This window comes from Alteromonas gracilis (assembly GCF_002993325.1).
Classification (GTDB): domain Bacteria; phylum Pseudomonadota; class Gammaproteobacteria; order Enterobacterales; family Alteromonadaceae; genus Alteromonas; species Alteromonas gracilis.
The window spans coordinates 291,596-309,101 of record NZ_PVNO01000026.1; the positions used below are offsets into that span (position 1 = coordinate 291,596).

Genomic DNA, 17,506 nt, shown 5'->3' on the forward strand with positions numbered 1-17,506 from the left:
CTTATCTATGCGGATTGGTATTACGCTTATTTCCTGATTTTCATATGCTTCTTCTTAGATTCTATGACTTGGATAAACCAAGGTCTGGACTTGTAAAAAGCCCTTGTAAGATAAACGCCTAATAGCAGCGCGAGAAACACTAAGATACCTGCGATAAGTGCCAGCTGATATCGCAATGTGAGCGGGCTTTCCAATACGGCCTGAGTATCGATATGGATATTTACATAGCCTAGCAAGTTACCTTCTTTATCTGTAATCATACCAACGTAAGTAAGCGGCGTAACATGCTGAGATTGGCTTAATTCAACCACGCTGTTTATTTTAGGTAAGGGGGCAATATAACGTCCGTCCTTATCAAAAACAGCCAAGGCCAATATATGCGGCTCATCAACCAACACTGAGGCAACGGTGTCAATATAGTCTCTTTGGTTTTGAGAAGCACCGGCAAGAGACGCAGAATTAGCTAGATCTTCAGCAATAAATGCCGGCTGTAAAAGTTTTGCATATTGTCTTGCTATACTTTCACCAGAGTAGCGGGTTTGAACGGTCAACCAGTCGCTTTGATATTGCTGAAACAACAGTAGCAACACAACAATTAGCGCAAACACTGTGCTTACTATCAACGTGTGAAAAAGTCTTTTTAGCGCGGTATATAAAGAATGCGCATCATTTTTCTTGTAAGCTGCCGCCTTATTGAGCACGTCGTCCAATTCATCTTTCCATAAAGTCTTTGCGTTTGCCTAACAGTAGGGGAATTCTAAATAATTTAAAAGATGATATTTTATTACTTAGCCTAATTGGGTAGCATTAGGCCACCATTTGCTTACTATTGCAGTTTCTGTTTTCGCTATGAAAAACACGCTTTTCTCGACGCTTAATGACCAAGACCAGCACATCGCCTCTTCACTTTCACAGGTTGTCGGCTCTTCACACAACAGCACGACATTTACCCACACACTAACTGTGATAGGGCAAGCCGTTACGCCTTATTTAATAGAAGGCGTACTTAGCAAACTAAAAGGCGTGTTTACCGCGACAAGTTTAGCTTTTCATCACCTGCATCAGAGTTTGGGTGATGACGTCATCGAAATTCGCGGTACGCTCTTTGGTAGCGAACATGAAAATATCAATATTAAGTCACTTTTAGGTGACGTTTCCTCTTCCTATAACCTAGACATAGGGCTACAAGCATCTCGCCCATCCCTTTCTATACCAGGTTTATTAGTAATGGATATGGACAGCACAGTGATTTCGATTGAGTGTATTGATGAAATAGCGAAACTGGCTGGTGTAGGAGAACAGGTTGCGGAGGTGACCGCAAAAGCCATGCGCGGAGAAATTGCGTTTAATGACAGTTTGACACACCGTGTAGCGTGTTTGGAAGGGGTGGCGGTTTTTCACCTTGATCAAATCCGCGATAGCATTCCAATTATGCCAGGTATCCAAAGCTTGCTGACCGAGCTTAAGAAAAATGATTGGAAACTCGCTATTGCATCAGGAGGATTCACATTTTTCGCAGACCATTTAAAGCAAAGGCTCGGTCTCGACTTTGCAATCTCGAACACGCTTTCTATCGAGAATGAAAAGCTAACGGGTAAAGTAGAAGGTGAAATCGTTAACGCTGACGTAAAAGCCAGGACGGTTAAGACGTTGGCTGAAAAGTGGGGAATTCCAAAGTCTCAAACCGTCGCTATGGGTGATGGGGCTAACGATTTAGTCATGATGGCTGAATCAGCATTAGGTGTGGCTTGCCACGGTAAGCCGCTGGTTAACGAAAAAGCGGATGTGGCCATACGTGTTGGCAGTTTACACAGTCTGCTTTATTTCTTAGATAAATAGGGCGCTGGTGATTTTTCGCTGGTTTTGCGTTTTTGTCCCACAGAGCCAGCTGAAGGACAGTTTAGCAAACTACGGGTTCTTCAGTTGGAGCAGCTAGCGAGCACACTGCAGGTAAATAAAATAGCAAGCGTGCCCTTAGGCATTGCTCAAAATAACCTGCGTAGGAGTTACGCTCTTTAGGGTTTTATTTGCGGTAATGTCTTCTCTTGAGAAGCCATATCTAATTAGCACTTCGTCTGTTACATCGACAAGGTGAGAGCAGGCAGCAAAACTCCATAGCTTTTTCTCTAGTTCACGAGCGCGATGCACGGCATACATGGTGACATAGTTAATTTCAGTTTGAAGCAAACTCATGTCAGGTTTCCCCGTAGTCGTTAGCATCACGTGAATCGCTATGAACTGGCCACGGGTCATAGCATCTCGTATAAATGCACGACGCTGCTCGTTGCTTTCAAACTTATCAGAGTAGCGAGGAATTATTGCCATGCGAGGGTCTTTTTGGGATGCATCGAAGGAAATAAAGAGTTCCTGACGTAGCGGCATATTTTCAAGCTTAACGGCTTTAATCCCACTTTGTACGAAAGGCGAGTCTTGTTTTCTATCTCTGAACAAAAACTCTAAATTAACTTTACCTCGCTCGGCATATTGCGTGGTTAAATTTGTAACCCTCTCATCTTGCTTTCCAATTATGCAAGCCTGAGGCGTATAGCGAACGCCCTCTTTGCTCATCAAAAATGATAGAGAAGTCGCATTTCTGGCGTTGATGCAGCGAAGTGCTTGACCAATACCAGGCACTATTTCTTCGTCACTCTCAACTTTTAAACTGGCTTTGTTCTTTTTAATCAGTTCTTCAAAAAAAGCGCGAGCGGATTTGCCCTCGTCGCCGGGCATGGTTTTTAAATGCAAAATGTTCTTATCTACGTTGTGGTAAATAACTTCATATTGCAGGTGCATTACGTCGAAAGAACTAGCAATCTCTTGGAGGCGAGGGAAGGCCACTTCTACCTTACCTTCTAAGTTTCCTTTATATTCTTTGCTCAGCTCAATTCTTAAACCTAAACCGTGAACTGAAATATCTTCACTGACACCAGTGTGAACCGTATCTTCATCGTTAAAGCGAGCTTCAACTTGGGTTCTTAGTTGATATCGGCTTTCAATACGTTGTTCTTCGTGTTTAAACCGTACTATTTGAATATTTGATGGGGCGCGATTACGTGGATGACCGAAATGACGCAAATGAGTAAGATCGCTACGGTTAAATTTAAACTCATTGTAGGTTTCTTGACCGGTCACCGAAGTCACGTCCGTGATGTGAGCCAAATATCGTAAACTTTTAAGTTTTGACATCAATCTCGCCGAAGGCGGTGAGTTAAGTTTTTTAACTTTACTTCCTACCGAATCCGGAATTGAAAGAGGAATATGAGCCTGTTCGGGATTCATGTCGGTCAGGGTAACTTTGAACACGCGCCAGCTCGCTTTCTTTGAGCCAAACCCCAGAAAAACGCGAAAAAGCATATCTTTTTGCATGAGCTCTTCAAAAGAGGCTGAGTAAAAATAAACTTTCTCGCCATGCAAATGGGTAAAGCTGAAAATAAAAATTTCACGGGCTTCTTCAGACTTGCTGAGAAGTCGAGCAAGGCGCTCCTGCGTTAAAAGAAAATTTAATCTGCAGACGCCTTCTTCATCTTGCCAGTACTGAACGGTTTCTCTGTTCACTTCGTTGGCCATGGCAAAGCGTGGTATAAGCGAATTATTTATTGCATCTATAAATACAGGAAGCGTTGGACTGCGCGGAGAGAAAAATTGTTCACACGTTTTACTGGTGATCGCCTCAACGGTATTGTTCATATTCACTTTATATCGGCGTTTGTTGCCGTGAATAAAGCTTTCTAGAAATTTATCGAAAGCAGGGTTTGGAAGTTCTTTATCTCTTTGTAGCGCCAAATAGTTAATATCGTTTTTGGTTATTATTTTAACGAGTTTATAAGCAATGCCATTTTTTTTATCCATGGCAAACTCGTTTTCCAAACCTCTGAAATAGATAAAAAGCTTTTCGCCTGTTCTGAAAAACGCGTCTTTTGAAAGCTTTACTTGTAGTCCTTCAAGTGAAATATCAACACTCAAGCCTCGCATCGACTGATTTGCACTATTGAAAATTTCAACGGCCACAGCAAAGTTCATTCGCTCCGTGTTGCGCTGACTGTAATCTAGAAGGTTGACGGTGGGGACTTTAAATTGTTCTAACACGGCAGAGCGTTTTTTGGCTGTAGGGTTATCTTTGTCTGCGATTTCTTGTGCTAACTCTTTTTCCCGCAACAATCGAAAGTTGTTTTCAGTATTCTGGACCGCCTCGTAAACGCCATAAGTGTAGCGACCGAACACACGCAGTTGCTCTTCGAACTTATCGACAGCAAGATCATCCATGTAGTGGCTTCGACCTTCATGCACATACTTCCTGCACTTGCCATCTACATGCCCTCTCAAATCAATGGTGCGCATACATGGCTTTGCTAAACGCTTGACTTCCATTTTTATTAAGAAACGTTTTTCCTTGGGCACATCTGCGGCAATTTGAAGCAACACTTGGTTAAACTCAGGCTCGTTAACCATGGGCTTTAACTGTTCAATAATATCAGCGTATTGCTTTAAATCTTGACTCATGAAGGCGCAACTTTACTCTTAGTTTTCATTATTCTAGTTTTTATCGGCCAATCAGAAAAACACATTAACCCATAAAGTTATAATACTTTTGGCTAAAATCATAAGTATAGCTAGGGGTTAGGTTTCTGATTAATTCCCTTTTATAGCATGTTAGAATACTCTTTTTAGTCTTTGGATAATACTGGAATATGGCAAAACGTAAAACTGCTTATGTGTGTTCTGATTGCGGGGCAGAGTTTCCTAGATGGCAGGGACAATGCTCCGAGTGTAAAGCGTGGAACACAATAAGTGAGTTTGTGGTCGCAAGTGCGAAAAGTGTTGCTCGACAAACCACGTCTGGTTATGCGGGTCAAACCGCAGCTAAAATTGAAACCCTCAACGCAATTGACTTAGAGTCACTTCCGCGATTTTCTTCAACGTTTAAAGAACTCGATAGAGTACTCGGTGGCGGTATAGTTCCGGGAGCCGCTATGTTGATAGGTGGTTCGCCAGGTGCAGGTAAGAGCACGCTGCTTCTGCAAGTAATGTGTCAGATGGCCAAAAGCGAAACGGCGCTTTATGTCACAGGGGAAGAATCGCTTCAACAAGTTGCTATGCGGGCAAAGCGTTTAAACCTTCCTGATGACAAGTTGATGATGTTAGCTGAAACAAACGTTGAGACAATATGCGACTTAGCGTTGACGAAAAAACCTAAAATTATGGTTATCGACTCGATTCAGGTTATGCATGTTTCAGATGTCCAGTCTGCTCCGGGAAGCGTTTCGCAGGTAAGAGAAAGTGCTGCGTACTTAACGCGTTTTGCGAAACAAAATCACATTGCTATGTTTATTGTGGGTCATGTTACAAAGGATGGAAACTTAGCGGGTCCAAAGGTCCTTGAACACTGTATTGATAGCTCCATGATGCTTGAAGGAGAAAGCGACGGGCGATATCGCACGTTGCGCAGTCACAAAAACCGTTTCGGAGCAGTCAATGAACTTGGTGTATTTGCCATGACCGAAAGGGGATTAAAGGAAGTCAGTAACCCTTCTGCCATTTTCTTAAGCCGAGGTGATAACGAAACGCCCGGGTCTAGTGTGATGGTAATTTGGGAAGGCACGCGGCCTTTGCTGGTAGAAATACAAGCACTAGTAGATTACTCACAAATGTCTAACCCCAGGCGCATTGCGGTTGGCCTTGATCAGAACCGGCTTTCAATGCTGTTAGCAGTGTTGCATCGTCATGGCAATGTACAAATGAACGATCAAGATGTATTTGTTAACGTGGTTGGAGGCGTGCGTGTTTCGGAAACAAGCGCTGACTTAGCGCTTCTATTAGCTATGATTTCCAGCTTTAGAAACCGTTCGTTACCCAGAGAGTTGATCGTATTTGGAGAAGTGGGGCTGGCGGGTGAAATTCGTCCCGTTCCTAATGGAACAGAGCGCATAGTAGAGGCAGCAAAGCATGGTTTTAAGCGTGCTATTGTGCCAAAAGCAAACGCACCCAAACAGCCTATTAATGGTATGCAGGTGGTGCCGGTGGCACGACTGTCTGAAGCATTAGATGCGTTAGAGTAAAGTTATTTGCATAGGCTGAAACACTTACGTTCTAAAGCATATACGCTATTTTGTTCAGGTAAGGTGAGCTCCATAATATGCATACAAGGCTGAATAATGGTTTATAAGTCGTCTTTCAGTCTTGTTAATTACAGCCACAGAAGCTAATGGGCTTCTTGATAAACCGCATTAACTAGCGCGTTTAAATCTTTTTCCTCAATACTCGCATCTTCGCTGTTTAAAGTAATGAGGCGGCGAAGAGCGCTAATACTCTCTACGTCCATACGCTCAACTTTGCAGCCAAGAGATACACGCTCTTTCCTGCTATCGGCATGGCGGTATAACTGTGAGATATAAAGGGTAATAACAGGGCTATCTTCGTTTGCCTGAAAAGTAGCAACGTAGGGATCATGGCTATCGAAAGGTAAGTTTAACAAGGCTGTTTCAGTCGCCTGAAGCTTGATGCCCTGAAGCGACACATCACTGACTATTACGTCGATACTCGTATCGTTGTGTGTTAGCGTGCCGTTAACATCTAATGATACACGTTGAAATTGGCGCTTATCTGTCATTACTTTCTCACTTGGCTTTTGTTTCCGTTGTCAGTATTGGCTAATTTGCGCGCCTTCGCAACGAATGCCACTAAATAAAAAAGGCCTTAATCACTGATTAAGGCCTTTCATATTATTGGGATTTAGGTGAAACCTATCTCATTTTTCTATGGATTACTTCGCCATGCGCTTATATTTAAGGCGGTGTGGCTCAACAATATCCTGTCCGAATTCTTGCTTCAGCCAGCTTTCATAGTCTGAATAGTTTCCTTCAAAGAAGTTGATATTGCCTTCATCACGATAATCCATAATGTGCGTAGCAACGCGGTCAAGGAACCAACGGTCGTGCGAGATAACCATGGCACAGCCAGGGAATTCCAACAACGCATTTTCTAAGGCGCGAAGTGTTTCAACATCGAGGTCGTTGGTTGGCTCATCCAGTAGCAATACGTTACCGCCCGCTTTAAGCAGTTTCGCAAGGTGAACACGGTTACGCTCACCACCCGACAAGTCCTTGATAAATTTCTGTTGGTCAGTGCCTTTGAAGTTGAATCGGCTGCAGTATGCGCGACTGTTTATTTCAAAGTTACCAATGCGAATGATATCTTGTTCGTCAGAAATTTCTTTCCATACGGTGTTGTTTTCGTTCATGTGGTCACGGAACTGTTCTACCGCAGCAATTTGAACAGTTTCACCTAAATCGATGGTTCCTGAATCTGGTTGCTCAGCACCGGTAAGCATTCTGAACAAGGTTGATTTACCCGCACCGTTAGGACCAACGATACCCACAATGGCACCCTTTGGTACTTTAAATGTCAGGTCGTCGATAAGTACGCGATCACCATAAGACTTTTTAAGGTTACTCACTTCAATAACCTTGTCACCTAAGCGCTCACCTGGCGGGATGAAAAGTTCGTTGGTTTCGTTACGCTTTTGGTAATCGCTGGTGGAGAGCTCTTCAAAACGGGCCATACGGGCTTTGCTTTTAGCATGACGACCTTTTGGATTTGAGCGCACCCACTCAAGCTCCTGCTTCATGCTCTTCATACGGGCAGTTTCAGTACGCTCTTCTTGTTCAAGTCGGTTTTCTTTCTGTTCCAACCATGAAGAGTAGTTACCTTCCCATGGAATACCTTCACCACGGTCAAGTTCTAAAATCCAACCCGCTACGTTATCAAGGAAATATCTATCGTGGGTAATCGCTACCACAGTACCTTCGTAATCGTGAAGGAAGCGTTCTAGCCACGCAACCGATTCTGCATCCAAGTGGTTGGTAGGTTCGTCAAGAAGTAGCATCTCAGGCTTTTCTAAAAGCAGGCGACATAGCGCTACACGACGCCTTTCACCACCAGAGAGCTTACTCACATCAGCATCCCACGGCGGAAGGCGTAGGGCATCTGCTGCTCGCTCTAGTGCATTTTCCAAGTTATGTCCGTCTTTGGCTTGAATGATGGCTTCTAGCTCGCCTTGCTCTTTTGCAAGCGCGTCGAAATCGGCATCCGCTTCTGCATATGCAGCGTACACTTCGTCAAGGCGAGTGAGCGCGTGCTTAACATCAGCAACGGCCTCTTCAATATTGCCGCGAACATCTTTTGTTTCATCAAGCTGCGGTTCTTGAGGAAGGTAGCCTACCTTAAGTCCAGGTTGAGGACGCGCTTCACCTTCAATATCAGTATCGATACCGGCCATTATACGAAGCAAGGTTGACTTACCTGCGCCGTTTAGACCTAGCACACCAATTTTGGCGCCAGGGAAGAAGCTAAGTGAAATGTTTTTAAGAATGTGTCTGTTTGGTGGGACGATTTTGCCCACTCGGTGCATACTGTAAACGTATTGAGCCATGCTTATCCTCGCTGAAAAAGCGGTGAAAAATAAAAATTTCTAAGGCGTGTTGAACTGCAATGCACGAAAGTCGGCAATAAAGTTCAACACGTCCTAACTGGTGGCATATTCTACTCGTAACAGGGTAGTTTGTGCTAGTGACTTACACAAAGGTAGCTCGTGCCTGTGGAAATTTTGAGCGCTTGGGGTAAAAAGGTGAATTTATCCATCGGTCGATGAGACGATTTAATGTAAACTTAGCGTTATAAATCGAGAAGAGTTGATCCGTTGCCAGCGTGATAATCAATCGCAAAACCCTTCAGAATCAACACTCGATACCATCAAACATCCGAACAGGTAATAAAGATGACCGCCATGAATAAACGCACATACAGTTTGGACGAATTAGCTAAACATGTTGGTGGGGAAGTGCAGGGTGATGGAACTATCACGATTTCTGCAGTGGGCACGCTATCTGGTGCGGCTTCGCATCAAATTTCGTTTCTTACAAACCCTAAATATAAGCCGCAGTTAAAAGACACAAAAGCCGGTGCGGTAATTCTGCACGAAAGTTTAAAGGGGGATAGCCCTGTTCCTGCGTTAGTTGTGGGTAATCCACATGCTGCATTTGCACTTATAGCTCAGTTATTTGATACCACGCCATCAGTAGCCACTGGTATTGCAGAGTCAGCGGTAATCGCTCCTTCTGCTCGAATCGGTAGTGACGTATCTCTTGGACACAACGTCATTGTTGAAGAGAATGTGGTCTTAGGTGATCGTGTAACTGTTGGTGCCAATACCGTTATCCGCAGAGGTACGCACATTGGTGAAGACTGTATTATTCATCCTAATGTGACCATCTATCACGATGTGGTTATCGGTAAGCGCGTGACTATCCATAGCCAAACAGTTATTGGCGCGGCAGGCTTTGGCTATGCAAACGATAAAGGGGTATGGATCCCTATTCCACAGACCGGTTCGGTTCGCATTGGCGACGATAGTCAAATTGGGGCGAGTAGCAGCATCGACAGAGGTGCAATGGAAGATACGTTACTTGGCACCAACGTTATCATCGATAATCAGGTTCAAATTGGTCACAATTGTATTATTGGCGATCACTCATGCATTTGTGGCGCTACAGGCATTGCTGGCAGTTGCCATATCGGCAAGCACGTTATTATTGGCGGTGGAGTTGGCATAAATGGACATATCAGTATATGCGACAACGTTCAAGTGACGGGTTACACAATGATAGTTCAAGATATTACCGAACCAGGTGTATATTCGTCGGGGCAGCCAGCACAAACTAACCGAGACTGGCGCAAAAATACGGTTCGCCTTGCTAAAATTGGTAGTTTATTCGACCGTGTTAAAGCCCTCGAAAAACAGGTCTGATCTCGCTTAAGCGCAGGTTTTACGTTAAACCTGCGCCATTTATATTAATTTGGTCATAAAGCGGTATACAAGCAACTCAAAATGACTAGAATATGGCTCGAATTTGAGCAATCAGTGCGTAACGCCGTATAAAAACCGCAGTTAAGGAGCCCCCATGTTTTCTCGCGAAATGAATATAGCTGACTTCGATCCTGAATTAGCCAATGCCATGGCTAAAGAAGTTGAGCGTCAAGAACATCACATCGAACTCATTGCCTCTGAGAACTATTGTAGCCCACGTGTAATGGAAGCTCAGGGTTCTCAGCTTACGAATAAGTATGCTGAAGGCTACCCTGGTAAGCGCTATTACGGTGGTTGTGAGCACGTAGACGTTGTTGAACAACTTGCTATCGACCGTGCAAAGGCACTATTTGGTGCAGACTACGCGAACGTTCAACCGCACGCTGGTTCACAAGCTAATTCTGCCGTTTTCATGGCATTACTTGACGCAGGCGATACGGTTCTTGGTATGAGCCTTTCTGAAGGTGGTCACCTTACTCATGGTTCACACGTAAACTTTTCTGGTAAAACATACAACGCTGTACAGTATGGTCTGAACAAAGAAACCGGCGAAATTGATTACGCACAAGTTGAAGCTCTAGCCAAAGAACACAAACCGAAGATGATTATCGGCGGTTTCTCTGCGTATTCAGGTATTGTTGACTGGGCAAAATTCCGCGAAATCGCTGATAGCGTAGGTGCTTACTTGCTTGTAGATATGGCGCACGTTGCTGGTCTTGTGGCTGCTGGTGTTTACCCAAACCCACTTCCTCACGCACACGTCGTAACGACGACAACTCACAAAACCCTTGCGGGTCCGCGTAGTGGTCTAATCCTATCTTCTTGTGGCGACGAAGCGATTTACAAAAAGCTTAACAGCTCGGTATTCCCGGGTAACCAAGGCGGTCCGCTTTGTCACGTGATTGCAGCTAAAGCAGTAGCTTTCAAAGAAGCATTACAGCCAGAATTTAAAGTGTATCAGCAACAGGTAGTGGCTAACGCGAAAGCGATGGTTGCCGTTATGCAAGAGCGCGGTTACAAAATCGTTTCTGGCGGAACAGACAATCACTTGTTCCTACTAGATCTTATTGACAAAGATATTACTGGTAAAGATGCCGATGCAGCACTAGGTGCAGCGAACATCACGGTAAACAAAAACTCAGTGCCAAACGATCCGCGTTCACCGTTTGTAACCAGTGGTCTTCGTATTGGTAGCCCGGCTATAACGCGTCGTGGTTTCAAAGAAGAGCAAGCTCAGCAAGTTGCAACATGGATTTGTGACATTCTAGATAACATGGGTGACGAATCTGTTATCAAACGTGTTCAAGAAGAAGTGGTTGCACTTTGCGCACAGTTCCCTGTTTATAAATAAATAGGTTTGTGTTTTATTGCGTACTTTGGTACTAATGCTGGACTATCTAGTCTAGATTAAGCTTCACGCGCCTAAGTACGCAATAATTAAGGATTATTCATGTTTTGCCCTTTTTGTTCAGAACAAGAAACAAAAGTTATTGATTCTCGTTTGGTTGCAGAGGGGCAACAAGTGCGAAGACGCCGTGAATGTATGGTGTGTCATGAGCGCTTCACCACCTTTGAAAGTGCAGAGCTTGTGATGCCCCGCGTTATAAAACGCGATGGCTCTCGCGAACCCTTCAACGAAGACAAACTTCGTGCAGGCTTACAACGCGCGTTAGAGAAACGCCCTGTTAGCACAGAAAAAGTTGAACAATGTATTCTTTCACTCAAATCTCAGCTTCGCGCAACCGGCGAGAGGGAGGTGAGCAGTGAATTGCTTGGCAACTTAATTATGAAAGCCCTCAAAGAACTCGACAAAGTTGCCTATGTTCGGTTCGCCTCAGTTTATCGTTCCTTCGAAGACATACGTGAATTTGGAGAAGAGATTGCACGCTTAGGGGATTAGGGTCAGTAAACCTTAAACACTTAGGGCTACAACAGGAATCCAAGTGAACCACGCTACGGTTAAAAATGATTATTTTTGGATGGCAAAAGCCATTCAACTAGCCCAAAAGGGGCGTTTCACCACCTCACCTAATCCTCGTGTTGGCTGTGTGATTGTTGATGAAAACAATCAACTGCTCGGTCAGGGGTATCATGTCCAAGCGGGCACGCCCCATGCCGAAGTCCATGCACTCAGACAAGCTTCAAATGCTCGTAGCAACGGCGCTAAAGGCGCTACAGCATACGTAACCCTGGAGCCTTGCAGCCATTTTGGTCGCACGCCCCCTTGCGCTAACGCGCTCATTGAAGCGCAGGTAGCACGCGTTGTAGTGGCAATGACAGACCCTAATCCAAATGTATGTGGCAATGGCATAAACATGCTGCAAGCCGCAGGTATCGAAGTCGTCAGTGATGTGATGGCCGCCGAAGCCGCTGCGCTTAATCCCGGATTCACCAAACGCATGCTTACGGGTAAACCTTTTGTTAGGGTTAAATTGGGTATAAGCCTAGACGGTAAAATTGCGCTTCAAAATGGGGTGAGCCAATGGATAACAGGGCCTGAAGCAAGACGTGATGTGCAGCGCTATCGCGCGCAAAGCTGCGCAGTGTTAACGGGTTCAGGTACTGTTGCGGCGGATAATCCCAGTCTTTTGGTGAGGGAACAAGAGGCAAAGTTCGAAAATTATCCACTTGAGCATATTCGCCAACCTGCTCGCATCGTTGTGGATAGTCAGAGCAAACTAAACCGCGATTTTAATGTATTTAGTGACGGTCACGTTACCTTTACTGCAACGTTGCAGGCCCACCCTGATACTTCAGTTGGTCACTACATCCAGGTTGATGAAAAAGATGGCAAGGTCGACTTACATGGGTTGATGTCGGCACTAGGTGATAAACAGTATAATGAGGTATGGGTAGAGGCAGGCCCTGGTCTTGCCGGTGCCCTATTGCAAGAAGGCCTTGTGGATGAGCTTATTTGCTATCAAGCACCCAAGCTATTGGGCGATAAAGGCGTGAGTATGGTCAATTTGCCAGCGTTCACCGCTTTAAATCAATCTATTTCACTCTCTCTTATTGAAAACCGTCAGGTGGGTAACGATATTAAGCTTATCTTTCGTCCTGATGTTAGCAACACCTGTCGTTAAAGCGACTAAAGAGGAACTTTATGTTTACTGGAATTATTCAAGCGTTGGGTACAATTAAGAAGCTCGACAATCGAGGCAATGATATTCGTTTAACGGTATCTTCATCTACGCTTGATATGTCTGATGTCGCTTTAGGCGATAGTATTGCGACCAATGGTGTTTGTTTGACAGTGACAGACATGGGGCCAGACTATTATTGCGCCGATGTTTCTGCTGAGACTATTAAGTTAACTGGGTTTGCACACTACAGTGTAGGGTCTACCGTGAATCTTGAAAAAGCGATGCGTCCTAGCGATCGTCTAGGTGGGCACATTGTTTCTGGTCATGTTGATGGTGTGGGCCAAGTAACTCAGATTATTAAACATAAAGACTATGTAGAATTTTGGGTGAAAGCACCTGATACGCTGGCTAAATATATTGCCCACAAGGGAAGTATCACTGTAGATGGCATAAGCTTAACGGTGAACGAAGTGAATGGCGCAGAGTTTATGCTATGGATTATTCCTCACACGCTACAAGAAACAATTATGGGAAGCTATAAAGTAGGCACAGCGGTGAATTTAGAGGTTGATGTTATTGCGCGCTATTTAGAGCGATTGATGCTTGGCGATAAAGCCGCTGAGCCAACAAGCAAGGGCATTGACATGGCATTTCTTGCCGAGAACGGATTTTTAAAAAAATAACCCTACAAGAAGCACACAATATGGCATTTAACACTACACAAGAAATAATTGAAGACATTCGTCAGGGTAAAATGGTTATCCTGATGGATGATGAAGACAGGGAAAACGAAGGCGACCTCATTATGGCGGCAGAGCACGTGACGCCTGAAGCCATAAATTTCATGGTGACCCACGCCCGCGGTTTGGTTTGTTTACCAATGACGCAAGAGCGCTGTCGCAGGCTTAATCTTCCGCTAATGGTGGATAAAAACGAAGCGCAGTTTTCAACTAACTTTACCGTGTCCATTGAAGCGGCAACTGGCGTTACAACAGGTATATCAGCTGCCGATAGAGCAACAACTATAAAAGCTGCTGTTGCAAAAGACGCCAAAGCGACAGACATCGTGCAACCTGGTCATATCTTTCCGCTAATTGCAAAAGATGGTGGTGTTTTAAACCGAGCTGGTCACACTGAAGCAGGTGTAGATTTACCGCGTCTTGCTGGTTTAGAGCCAGCTGGGGTTATTGTTGAGATCCTTAATGAAGATGGCACCATGGCGCGCCGTCCTGAACTAGAGAAGTTTGCTGCCAAGCACAACCTAAAAATAGGCACCATTGCAGATCTTATTGAATACCGTAACCTTAATGAAACGACTATTCAAAAAGTAGCTCAGTGCAATATGCCTACAGAATACGGCGATTTTGAGCTTCATACATTTAAAGATAGCATCGACAATCAACTGCACTTCGCTCTTAAAAAAGGCGATATCAAAGAAAACGAGCCTACGCTTGTCCGTGTACACCTTCACAATACGTTTAGTGATCTTCTCGGCTCTACTCGCGGTATTCATCGCTCGATGACGCTAGCCGATGGTATGCGAAAAATCTCAGAAGAAGGCGGTGTGTTGGTGCTGTTAGGTAAAGAAGAGCATATAGAAAGCCAAGTACGTCGGTTTGCCGCAGAAGACAGAGGTGAGCGTCCAACGGGTGCTGACTGGCAGGGCTCGTCACGCACTATCGGTGTAGGTAGTCAAATTCTTGCATCTATGGGCGTGCACAAAATGCGCTTGCTTAGTAAGCCAATTAAATATCATGCACTTTCAGGTTACGGCCTTGAAGTTGTAGAGTACGTGCACGACTAGCACGTGTAGAGCACAGCGAGAGTGGAGAGGGAATGCTCGTCGCAAACACGCGGTGAATACGTCCCTGTACGCTCTGCCACCGCATCCATGCGGTGGAGGGTTTGCGACCAGCACTCCCTCCCCACATTTGGCTAAGCATAAAGTGGCCGTTTACGAATAGTTGAACTTACAGAAACAATCGATTTAGTTTGGGCGCAGTTGTGGTATACTTCGCGCCGTTTTTTCTCGAGGAATTAAACCATGCAGGTAATTGAAGGTAATATCAGAGCAACCGGTAAAAAGTTTGCTATTGTTGTAGCTCGCTTTAATAGCTTCGTAGTAGAAAGCTTACTGGAAGGTGCTTTAGACACGCTAGAGCGTCACGGTGAAGTAAATGAAGATGACATCACAGTGGTTCGCGTGCCTGGTGCCTACGAGTTACCTGTAGTGGCTAAGAAATTAGCTGAGAAAAAGTCATTTGACGCTATCATTGCGCTAGGTGCAGTTATTCGTGGTGGTACGCCCCACTTTGATTTTGTCGCGGGGGAGAGCAATAAAGGCCTTGCACAAGTATCACTAGAATACGGTATTCCAGTTTCATTTGGCGTAATCACCACAGATTCAATTGAACAAGCTATCGAACGTTCAGGTACTAAAGCGGGTAACAAAGGTGCAGAAGCTGCATTGGGCGCGCTTGAAATGGTTAACGTTATCGATGCTGTTGAAAAGCTTTAAGGTAAAAATTAAGTGAAAGTTTCAGCTCGTCGTAAAGCCCGTGAATTAGCCCTGCAAGGGATATATTCATGGCAAATGAGTCACAACGATATTCAGCAAGTTGAACTGGCGCTAGCTACCAGTAACGACATGCAAAAGGTTGATATGGCGTACTTTCAAGCGTTGTTACGAGGCGTTGCACATAACGCGAGTAAGCTTGATACTACCATTAAACCGTATCTTGGTCGTCTGCCTGAAGAGTTGGACGCAATAGAAAAAGCGATCTTGCGCATTGCGACGCTGGAACTGACTGAGCGCATTGATGTACCTTATCGCGTAATTATTAATGAAGCGATTGAGCTTGCTAAGGCATTTGGTGCTGAAGAAAGCCACAAATTCATTAATGGTGCACTAGATAAAGCAGTGCGCACGTTGCGTAAAGACGAGCGCGACTAACCTTACCGTGGCGGCATGGATTGCCGCTAAAGGGTTTAAAAAATACTGTGAAAGAATTTGATCTTATCGGCCGCTATTTTTCAAACAGTGGCCATCGACGTAAAGATGTTGTTATTGGTATAGGCGATGACTGTGCTGTAACAACGGTTCCTGAAAATCAACAGCTAGCCGTTACCACTGATACTCTTGTTGCAGGTGTGCATTTCCTAGCAGATGCGCCAGCGAAATCTGTGGCATACAAAACAGTGGCCGTTAACTTAAGTGACCTTGCTGCAATGGGCGCTGAGCCTGCGTGGATTAGCCTGTCGCTATCGCTTCCAGAAGTTGACGAGCCGTGGCTTGACGACTTTGTTTCAGGCCTATATGAGCTTACTCAATACTATTCAGTGCAGCTTATTGGCGGAGACACGGTGAAAGGGCCAATGGCCATGACGATTACCGCACAAGGTTTTATACCGCCAGGTTCTGAACTAACCCGAAGTGGGGCGAAACCAGGGGACTGGATATATGTTACCGGTACTTTAGGAGACGCTGGCGCGGGCCTAGATATTCTTCAAAATAAACTTAACGTAAGTGGTGAAGCCAAAGACGTGTTAGTTAACCGTCATTACTTTCCGACACCGCGCGTTGCAGTTGGTACCGCTATTCGCCGTATTGCTACCTCATGTATTGATATATCTGATGGTTTAATTTCAGATTTGAACCACATTCTTAAAGCGTCCAATTGCGGTGCCACTGTGCATGTTGAGCGTTTACCTCTTTCTCGTGCTCTAACAAGCGCTGTGTCGCCAGAGCAGGCAATAGAATACGCATTGTCTGCCGGTGATGACTATGAGCTTATTTTCACCGTGAGTGAAGAGCAGCGAGGTAGCCTTGAAACCTCTTTAGCGAGCACTAATGTAAAAGCGACATGCATTGGCCAGTTAACAGGCCACAGCGGTACACTTTCATTGTTGAAAGATAATGAGAAATACACGCCAGTTACGTCTTCTGGTTACGAGCATAGCTTTTAATTGAAAACGTTAACAAAGATATAAGAGAAAGGACGTTACATGCAGGCTGAGTTTCGCGCTAGAGTGAGTATGAAAAACCCGACCCATTTTCTTGCGTTAGGGTTCGGTAGTGGCTTAATTCCATTTATGCCGGGTACATTTGGTTCACTTGCCGCAGTGCCGTTGCTTATAGCGTGTAGCCAAATTTCGCTAGTTTCCTTTATTGCGCTCACTCTGATATTTTCAGTGGTAGGTATTTACCTTTGCGGCAAAACTGCAGATGACATGCAGGTTCACGATCACGGCTCCATTGTATGGGACGAAATAGCAGGTATGTTCGTGACCTTTCTTTTTGTACCCATCAGCGCCTCTTCATTGCTCGTTGGGTTTGTACTATTCAGGCTTTTTGATATTTTAAAGCCCTGGCCAATTGGTGTCATCGATAAGCGTTTGCACGGTGGTACAGGTATTATGCTTGACGATCTACTAGCGGGGGCTATGGCCTGCGGCTGTTTGCATTTGCTTATGGTGTTTTGGCCAGCGGCGCTGGCATTGTTTTAGTACAACGGTTGGCTTACCAACCTAACCTTTTAAATAGAAAAGCCCGCAGTATATG

The 17,506-nt window shown here is 44.8% G+C and carries 16 protein-coding genes; 12 read left to right on the forward strand and 4 right to left on the reverse strand.

What is annotated here, in order from left to right; translation table 11 throughout:
• Positions 1-26: 26 nt before the first annotated feature.
• Positions 27-701, reverse strand: a complete 675-nt coding sequence (locus C6Y39_RS13175) for a hypothetical protein (protein WP_240618894.1) — start codon at positions 699-701, stop codon at positions 27-29.
• Positions 702-849: 148 nt separating this feature from the next.
• Here C6Y39_RS13175 and serB point away from each other — a divergent pair, with 148 nt between their 5' ends.
• The gene (gene serB, locus C6Y39_RS13180; RefSeq protein WP_105931761.1) at positions 850-1,839 is read left to right on the forward strand and encodes a phosphoserine phosphatase SerB; all 990 of its coding nucleotides are present in this window, start codon (positions 850-852) and stop codon (positions 1,837-1,839) included.
• A 135-nt stretch (positions 1,840-1,974) separates the two neighbouring features.
• On the opposite strand, the gene C6Y39_RS13185 is transcribed toward serB, so the two are convergent.
• Positions 1,975-4,500, reverse strand: coding sequence for a PilZ domain-containing protein (locus C6Y39_RS13185; protein ID WP_105931710.1), 2,526 nt, complete (start codon positions 4,498-4,500; stop codon positions 1,975-1,977).
• A gap of 188 nt (positions 4,501-4,688) precedes the next feature.
• Between C6Y39_RS13185 and radA the strand changes: the two genes are divergently transcribed.
• The gene (gene radA, locus C6Y39_RS13190; RefSeq protein WP_105931711.1) at positions 4,689-6,056 is read left to right on the forward strand and encodes a DNA repair protein RadA; all 1,368 of its coding nucleotides are present in this window, start codon (positions 4,689-4,691) and stop codon (positions 6,054-6,056) included.
• Positions 6,057-6,199: 143 nt separating this feature from the next.
• Here radA and C6Y39_RS13195 read toward each other — a convergent pair whose 3' ends face one another.
• Positions 6,200-6,607: a PilZ domain-containing protein gene (locus C6Y39_RS13195; RefSeq protein ID WP_105931712.1), complete on the reverse strand. Its 408-nt coding sequence runs from the start codon at positions 6,605-6,607 to the stop codon at positions 6,200-6,202.
• A gap of 153 nt (positions 6,608-6,760) precedes the next feature.
• Positions 6,761-8,428: an energy-dependent translational throttle protein EttA gene (ettA, locus tag C6Y39_RS13200; RefSeq protein WP_105931713.1), complete on the reverse strand. Its 1,668-nt coding sequence runs from the start codon at positions 8,426-8,428 to the stop codon at positions 6,761-6,763.
• Positions 8,429-8,773: 345 nt separating this feature from the next.
• On the opposite strand from ettA, the gene lpxD reads away from it, so the two are divergent.
• The 10 genes from lpxD to C6Y39_RS13250 all read left to right on the forward strand — a co-directional run bounded on the left by lpxD (position 8,774) and on the right by C6Y39_RS13250 (position 17,451).
• On the forward strand, positions 8,774-9,802 hold the full coding sequence (gene lpxD, locus C6Y39_RS13205) for a UDP-3-O-(3-hydroxymyristoyl)glucosamine N-acyltransferase (protein WP_105931714.1): 1,029 nt from the start codon (positions 8,774-8,776) through the stop codon (positions 9,800-9,802).
• A 154-nt stretch (positions 9,803-9,956) separates the two neighbouring features.
• Complete coding sequence (gene glyA / locus C6Y39_RS13210) at positions 9,957-11,213, forward strand: serine hydroxymethyltransferase (RefSeq protein WP_105931715.1); 1,257 nt, start codon at positions 9,957-9,959, stop codon at positions 11,211-11,213.
• Between the two features lie 99 nt (positions 11,214-11,312).
• Positions 11,313-11,762 (forward strand): transcriptional regulator NrdR, encoded by a 450-nt coding sequence (gene nrdR, locus C6Y39_RS13215; RefSeq protein ID WP_012517538.1) that lies wholly within the window; start codon positions 11,313-11,315, stop codon positions 11,760-11,762.
• 43 nt (positions 11,763-11,805) lie between these two features.
• Complete coding sequence (gene ribD, locus C6Y39_RS13220; protein ID WP_105931716.1) at positions 11,806-12,945, forward strand: bifunctional diaminohydroxyphosphoribosylaminopyrimidine deaminase/5-amino-6-(5-phosphoribosylamino)uracil reductase RibD; 1,140 nt, start codon at positions 11,806-11,808, stop codon at positions 12,943-12,945.
• Positions 12,946-12,965: 20 nt separating this feature from the next.
• Positions 12,966-13,628, forward strand: a complete 663-nt coding sequence (locus tag C6Y39_RS13225) for a riboflavin synthase (protein ID WP_105931717.1) — start codon at positions 12,966-12,968, stop codon at positions 13,626-13,628.
• Between the two features lie 20 nt (positions 13,629-13,648).
• A complete protein-coding gene (ribBA, locus tag C6Y39_RS13230) occupies positions 13,649-14,749 on the forward strand; it encodes a bifunctional 3,4-dihydroxy-2-butanone-4-phosphate synthase/GTP cyclohydrolase II (RefSeq protein ID WP_105931718.1) in 1,101 nt (366 codons plus the stop codon).
• Between the two features lie 240 nt (positions 14,750-14,989).
• Positions 14,990-15,463 (forward strand): 6,7-dimethyl-8-ribityllumazine synthase, encoded by a 474-nt coding sequence (ribH, locus tag C6Y39_RS13235; protein ID WP_105931719.1) that lies wholly within the window; start codon positions 14,990-14,992, stop codon positions 15,461-15,463.
• Positions 15,464-15,475: 12 nt separating this feature from the next.
• Positions 15,476-15,898: a transcription antitermination factor NusB gene (gene nusB / locus C6Y39_RS13240; protein WP_105931720.1), complete on the forward strand. Its 423-nt coding sequence runs from the start codon at positions 15,476-15,478 to the stop codon at positions 15,896-15,898.
• Between the two features lie 47 nt (positions 15,899-15,945).
• Positions 15,946-16,911 (forward strand): thiamine-phosphate kinase, encoded by a 966-nt coding sequence (thiL, locus tag C6Y39_RS13245; protein ID WP_105931721.1) that lies wholly within the window; start codon positions 15,946-15,948, stop codon positions 16,909-16,911.
• Positions 16,912-16,950: 39 nt separating this feature from the next.
• A complete protein-coding gene (locus C6Y39_RS13250; protein ID WP_105931722.1) occupies positions 16,951-17,451 on the forward strand; it encodes a phosphatidylglycerophosphatase A family protein in 501 nt (166 codons plus the stop codon).
• The last annotated feature ends 55 nt before the right edge of the window (positions 17,452-17,506 follow it).

Bases quoted from the DNA above. Each gene is read 5' to 3' on its own strand.
- serB (WP_105931761.1), top strand. From the start codon at position 850: ATGAAAAACACGCTTTTCTCGACGCTTAATGACCAAGACCAGCACATC.
- C6Y39_RS13185 (WP_105931710.1), bottom strand. From the start codon at position 4,500: ATGAGTCAAGATTTAAAGCAATACGCTGATATTATTGAACAGTTAAAG.
- radA (WP_105931711.1), top strand. From the start codon at position 4,689: ATGGCAAAACGTAAAACTGCTTATGTGTGTTCTGATTGCGGGGCAGAG.
- C6Y39_RS13195 (WP_105931712.1), bottom strand. From the start codon at position 6,607: ATGACAGATAAGCGCCAATTTCAACGTGTATCATTAGATGTTAACGGC.
- ettA (WP_105931713.1), bottom strand. From the start codon at position 8,428: ATGGCTCAATACGTTTACAGTATGCACCGAGTGGGCAAAATCGTCCCA.
- lpxD (WP_105931714.1), top strand. From the start codon at position 8,774: ATGACCGCCATGAATAAACGCACATACAGTTTGGACGAATTAGCTAAA.
- glyA (WP_105931715.1), top strand. From the start codon at position 9,957: ATGTTTTCTCGCGAAATGAATATAGCTGACTTCGATCCTGAATTAGCC.
- nrdR (WP_012517538.1), top strand. From the start codon at position 11,313: ATGTTTTGCCCTTTTTGTTCAGAACAAGAAACAAAAGTTATTGATTCT.
- C6Y39_RS13225 (WP_105931717.1), top strand. From the start codon at position 12,966: ATGTTTACTGGAATTATTCAAGCGTTGGGTACAATTAAGAAGCTCGAC.
- ribBA (WP_105931718.1), top strand. From the start codon at position 13,649: ATGGCATTTAACACTACACAAGAAATAATTGAAGACATTCGTCAGGGT.
- ribH (WP_105931719.1), top strand. From the start codon at position 14,990: ATGCAGGTAATTGAAGGTAATATCAGAGCAACCGGTAAAAAGTTTGCT.
- C6Y39_RS13250 (WP_105931722.1), top strand. From the start codon at position 16,951: ATGCAGGCTGAGTTTCGCGCTAGAGTGAGTATGAAAAACCCGACCCAT.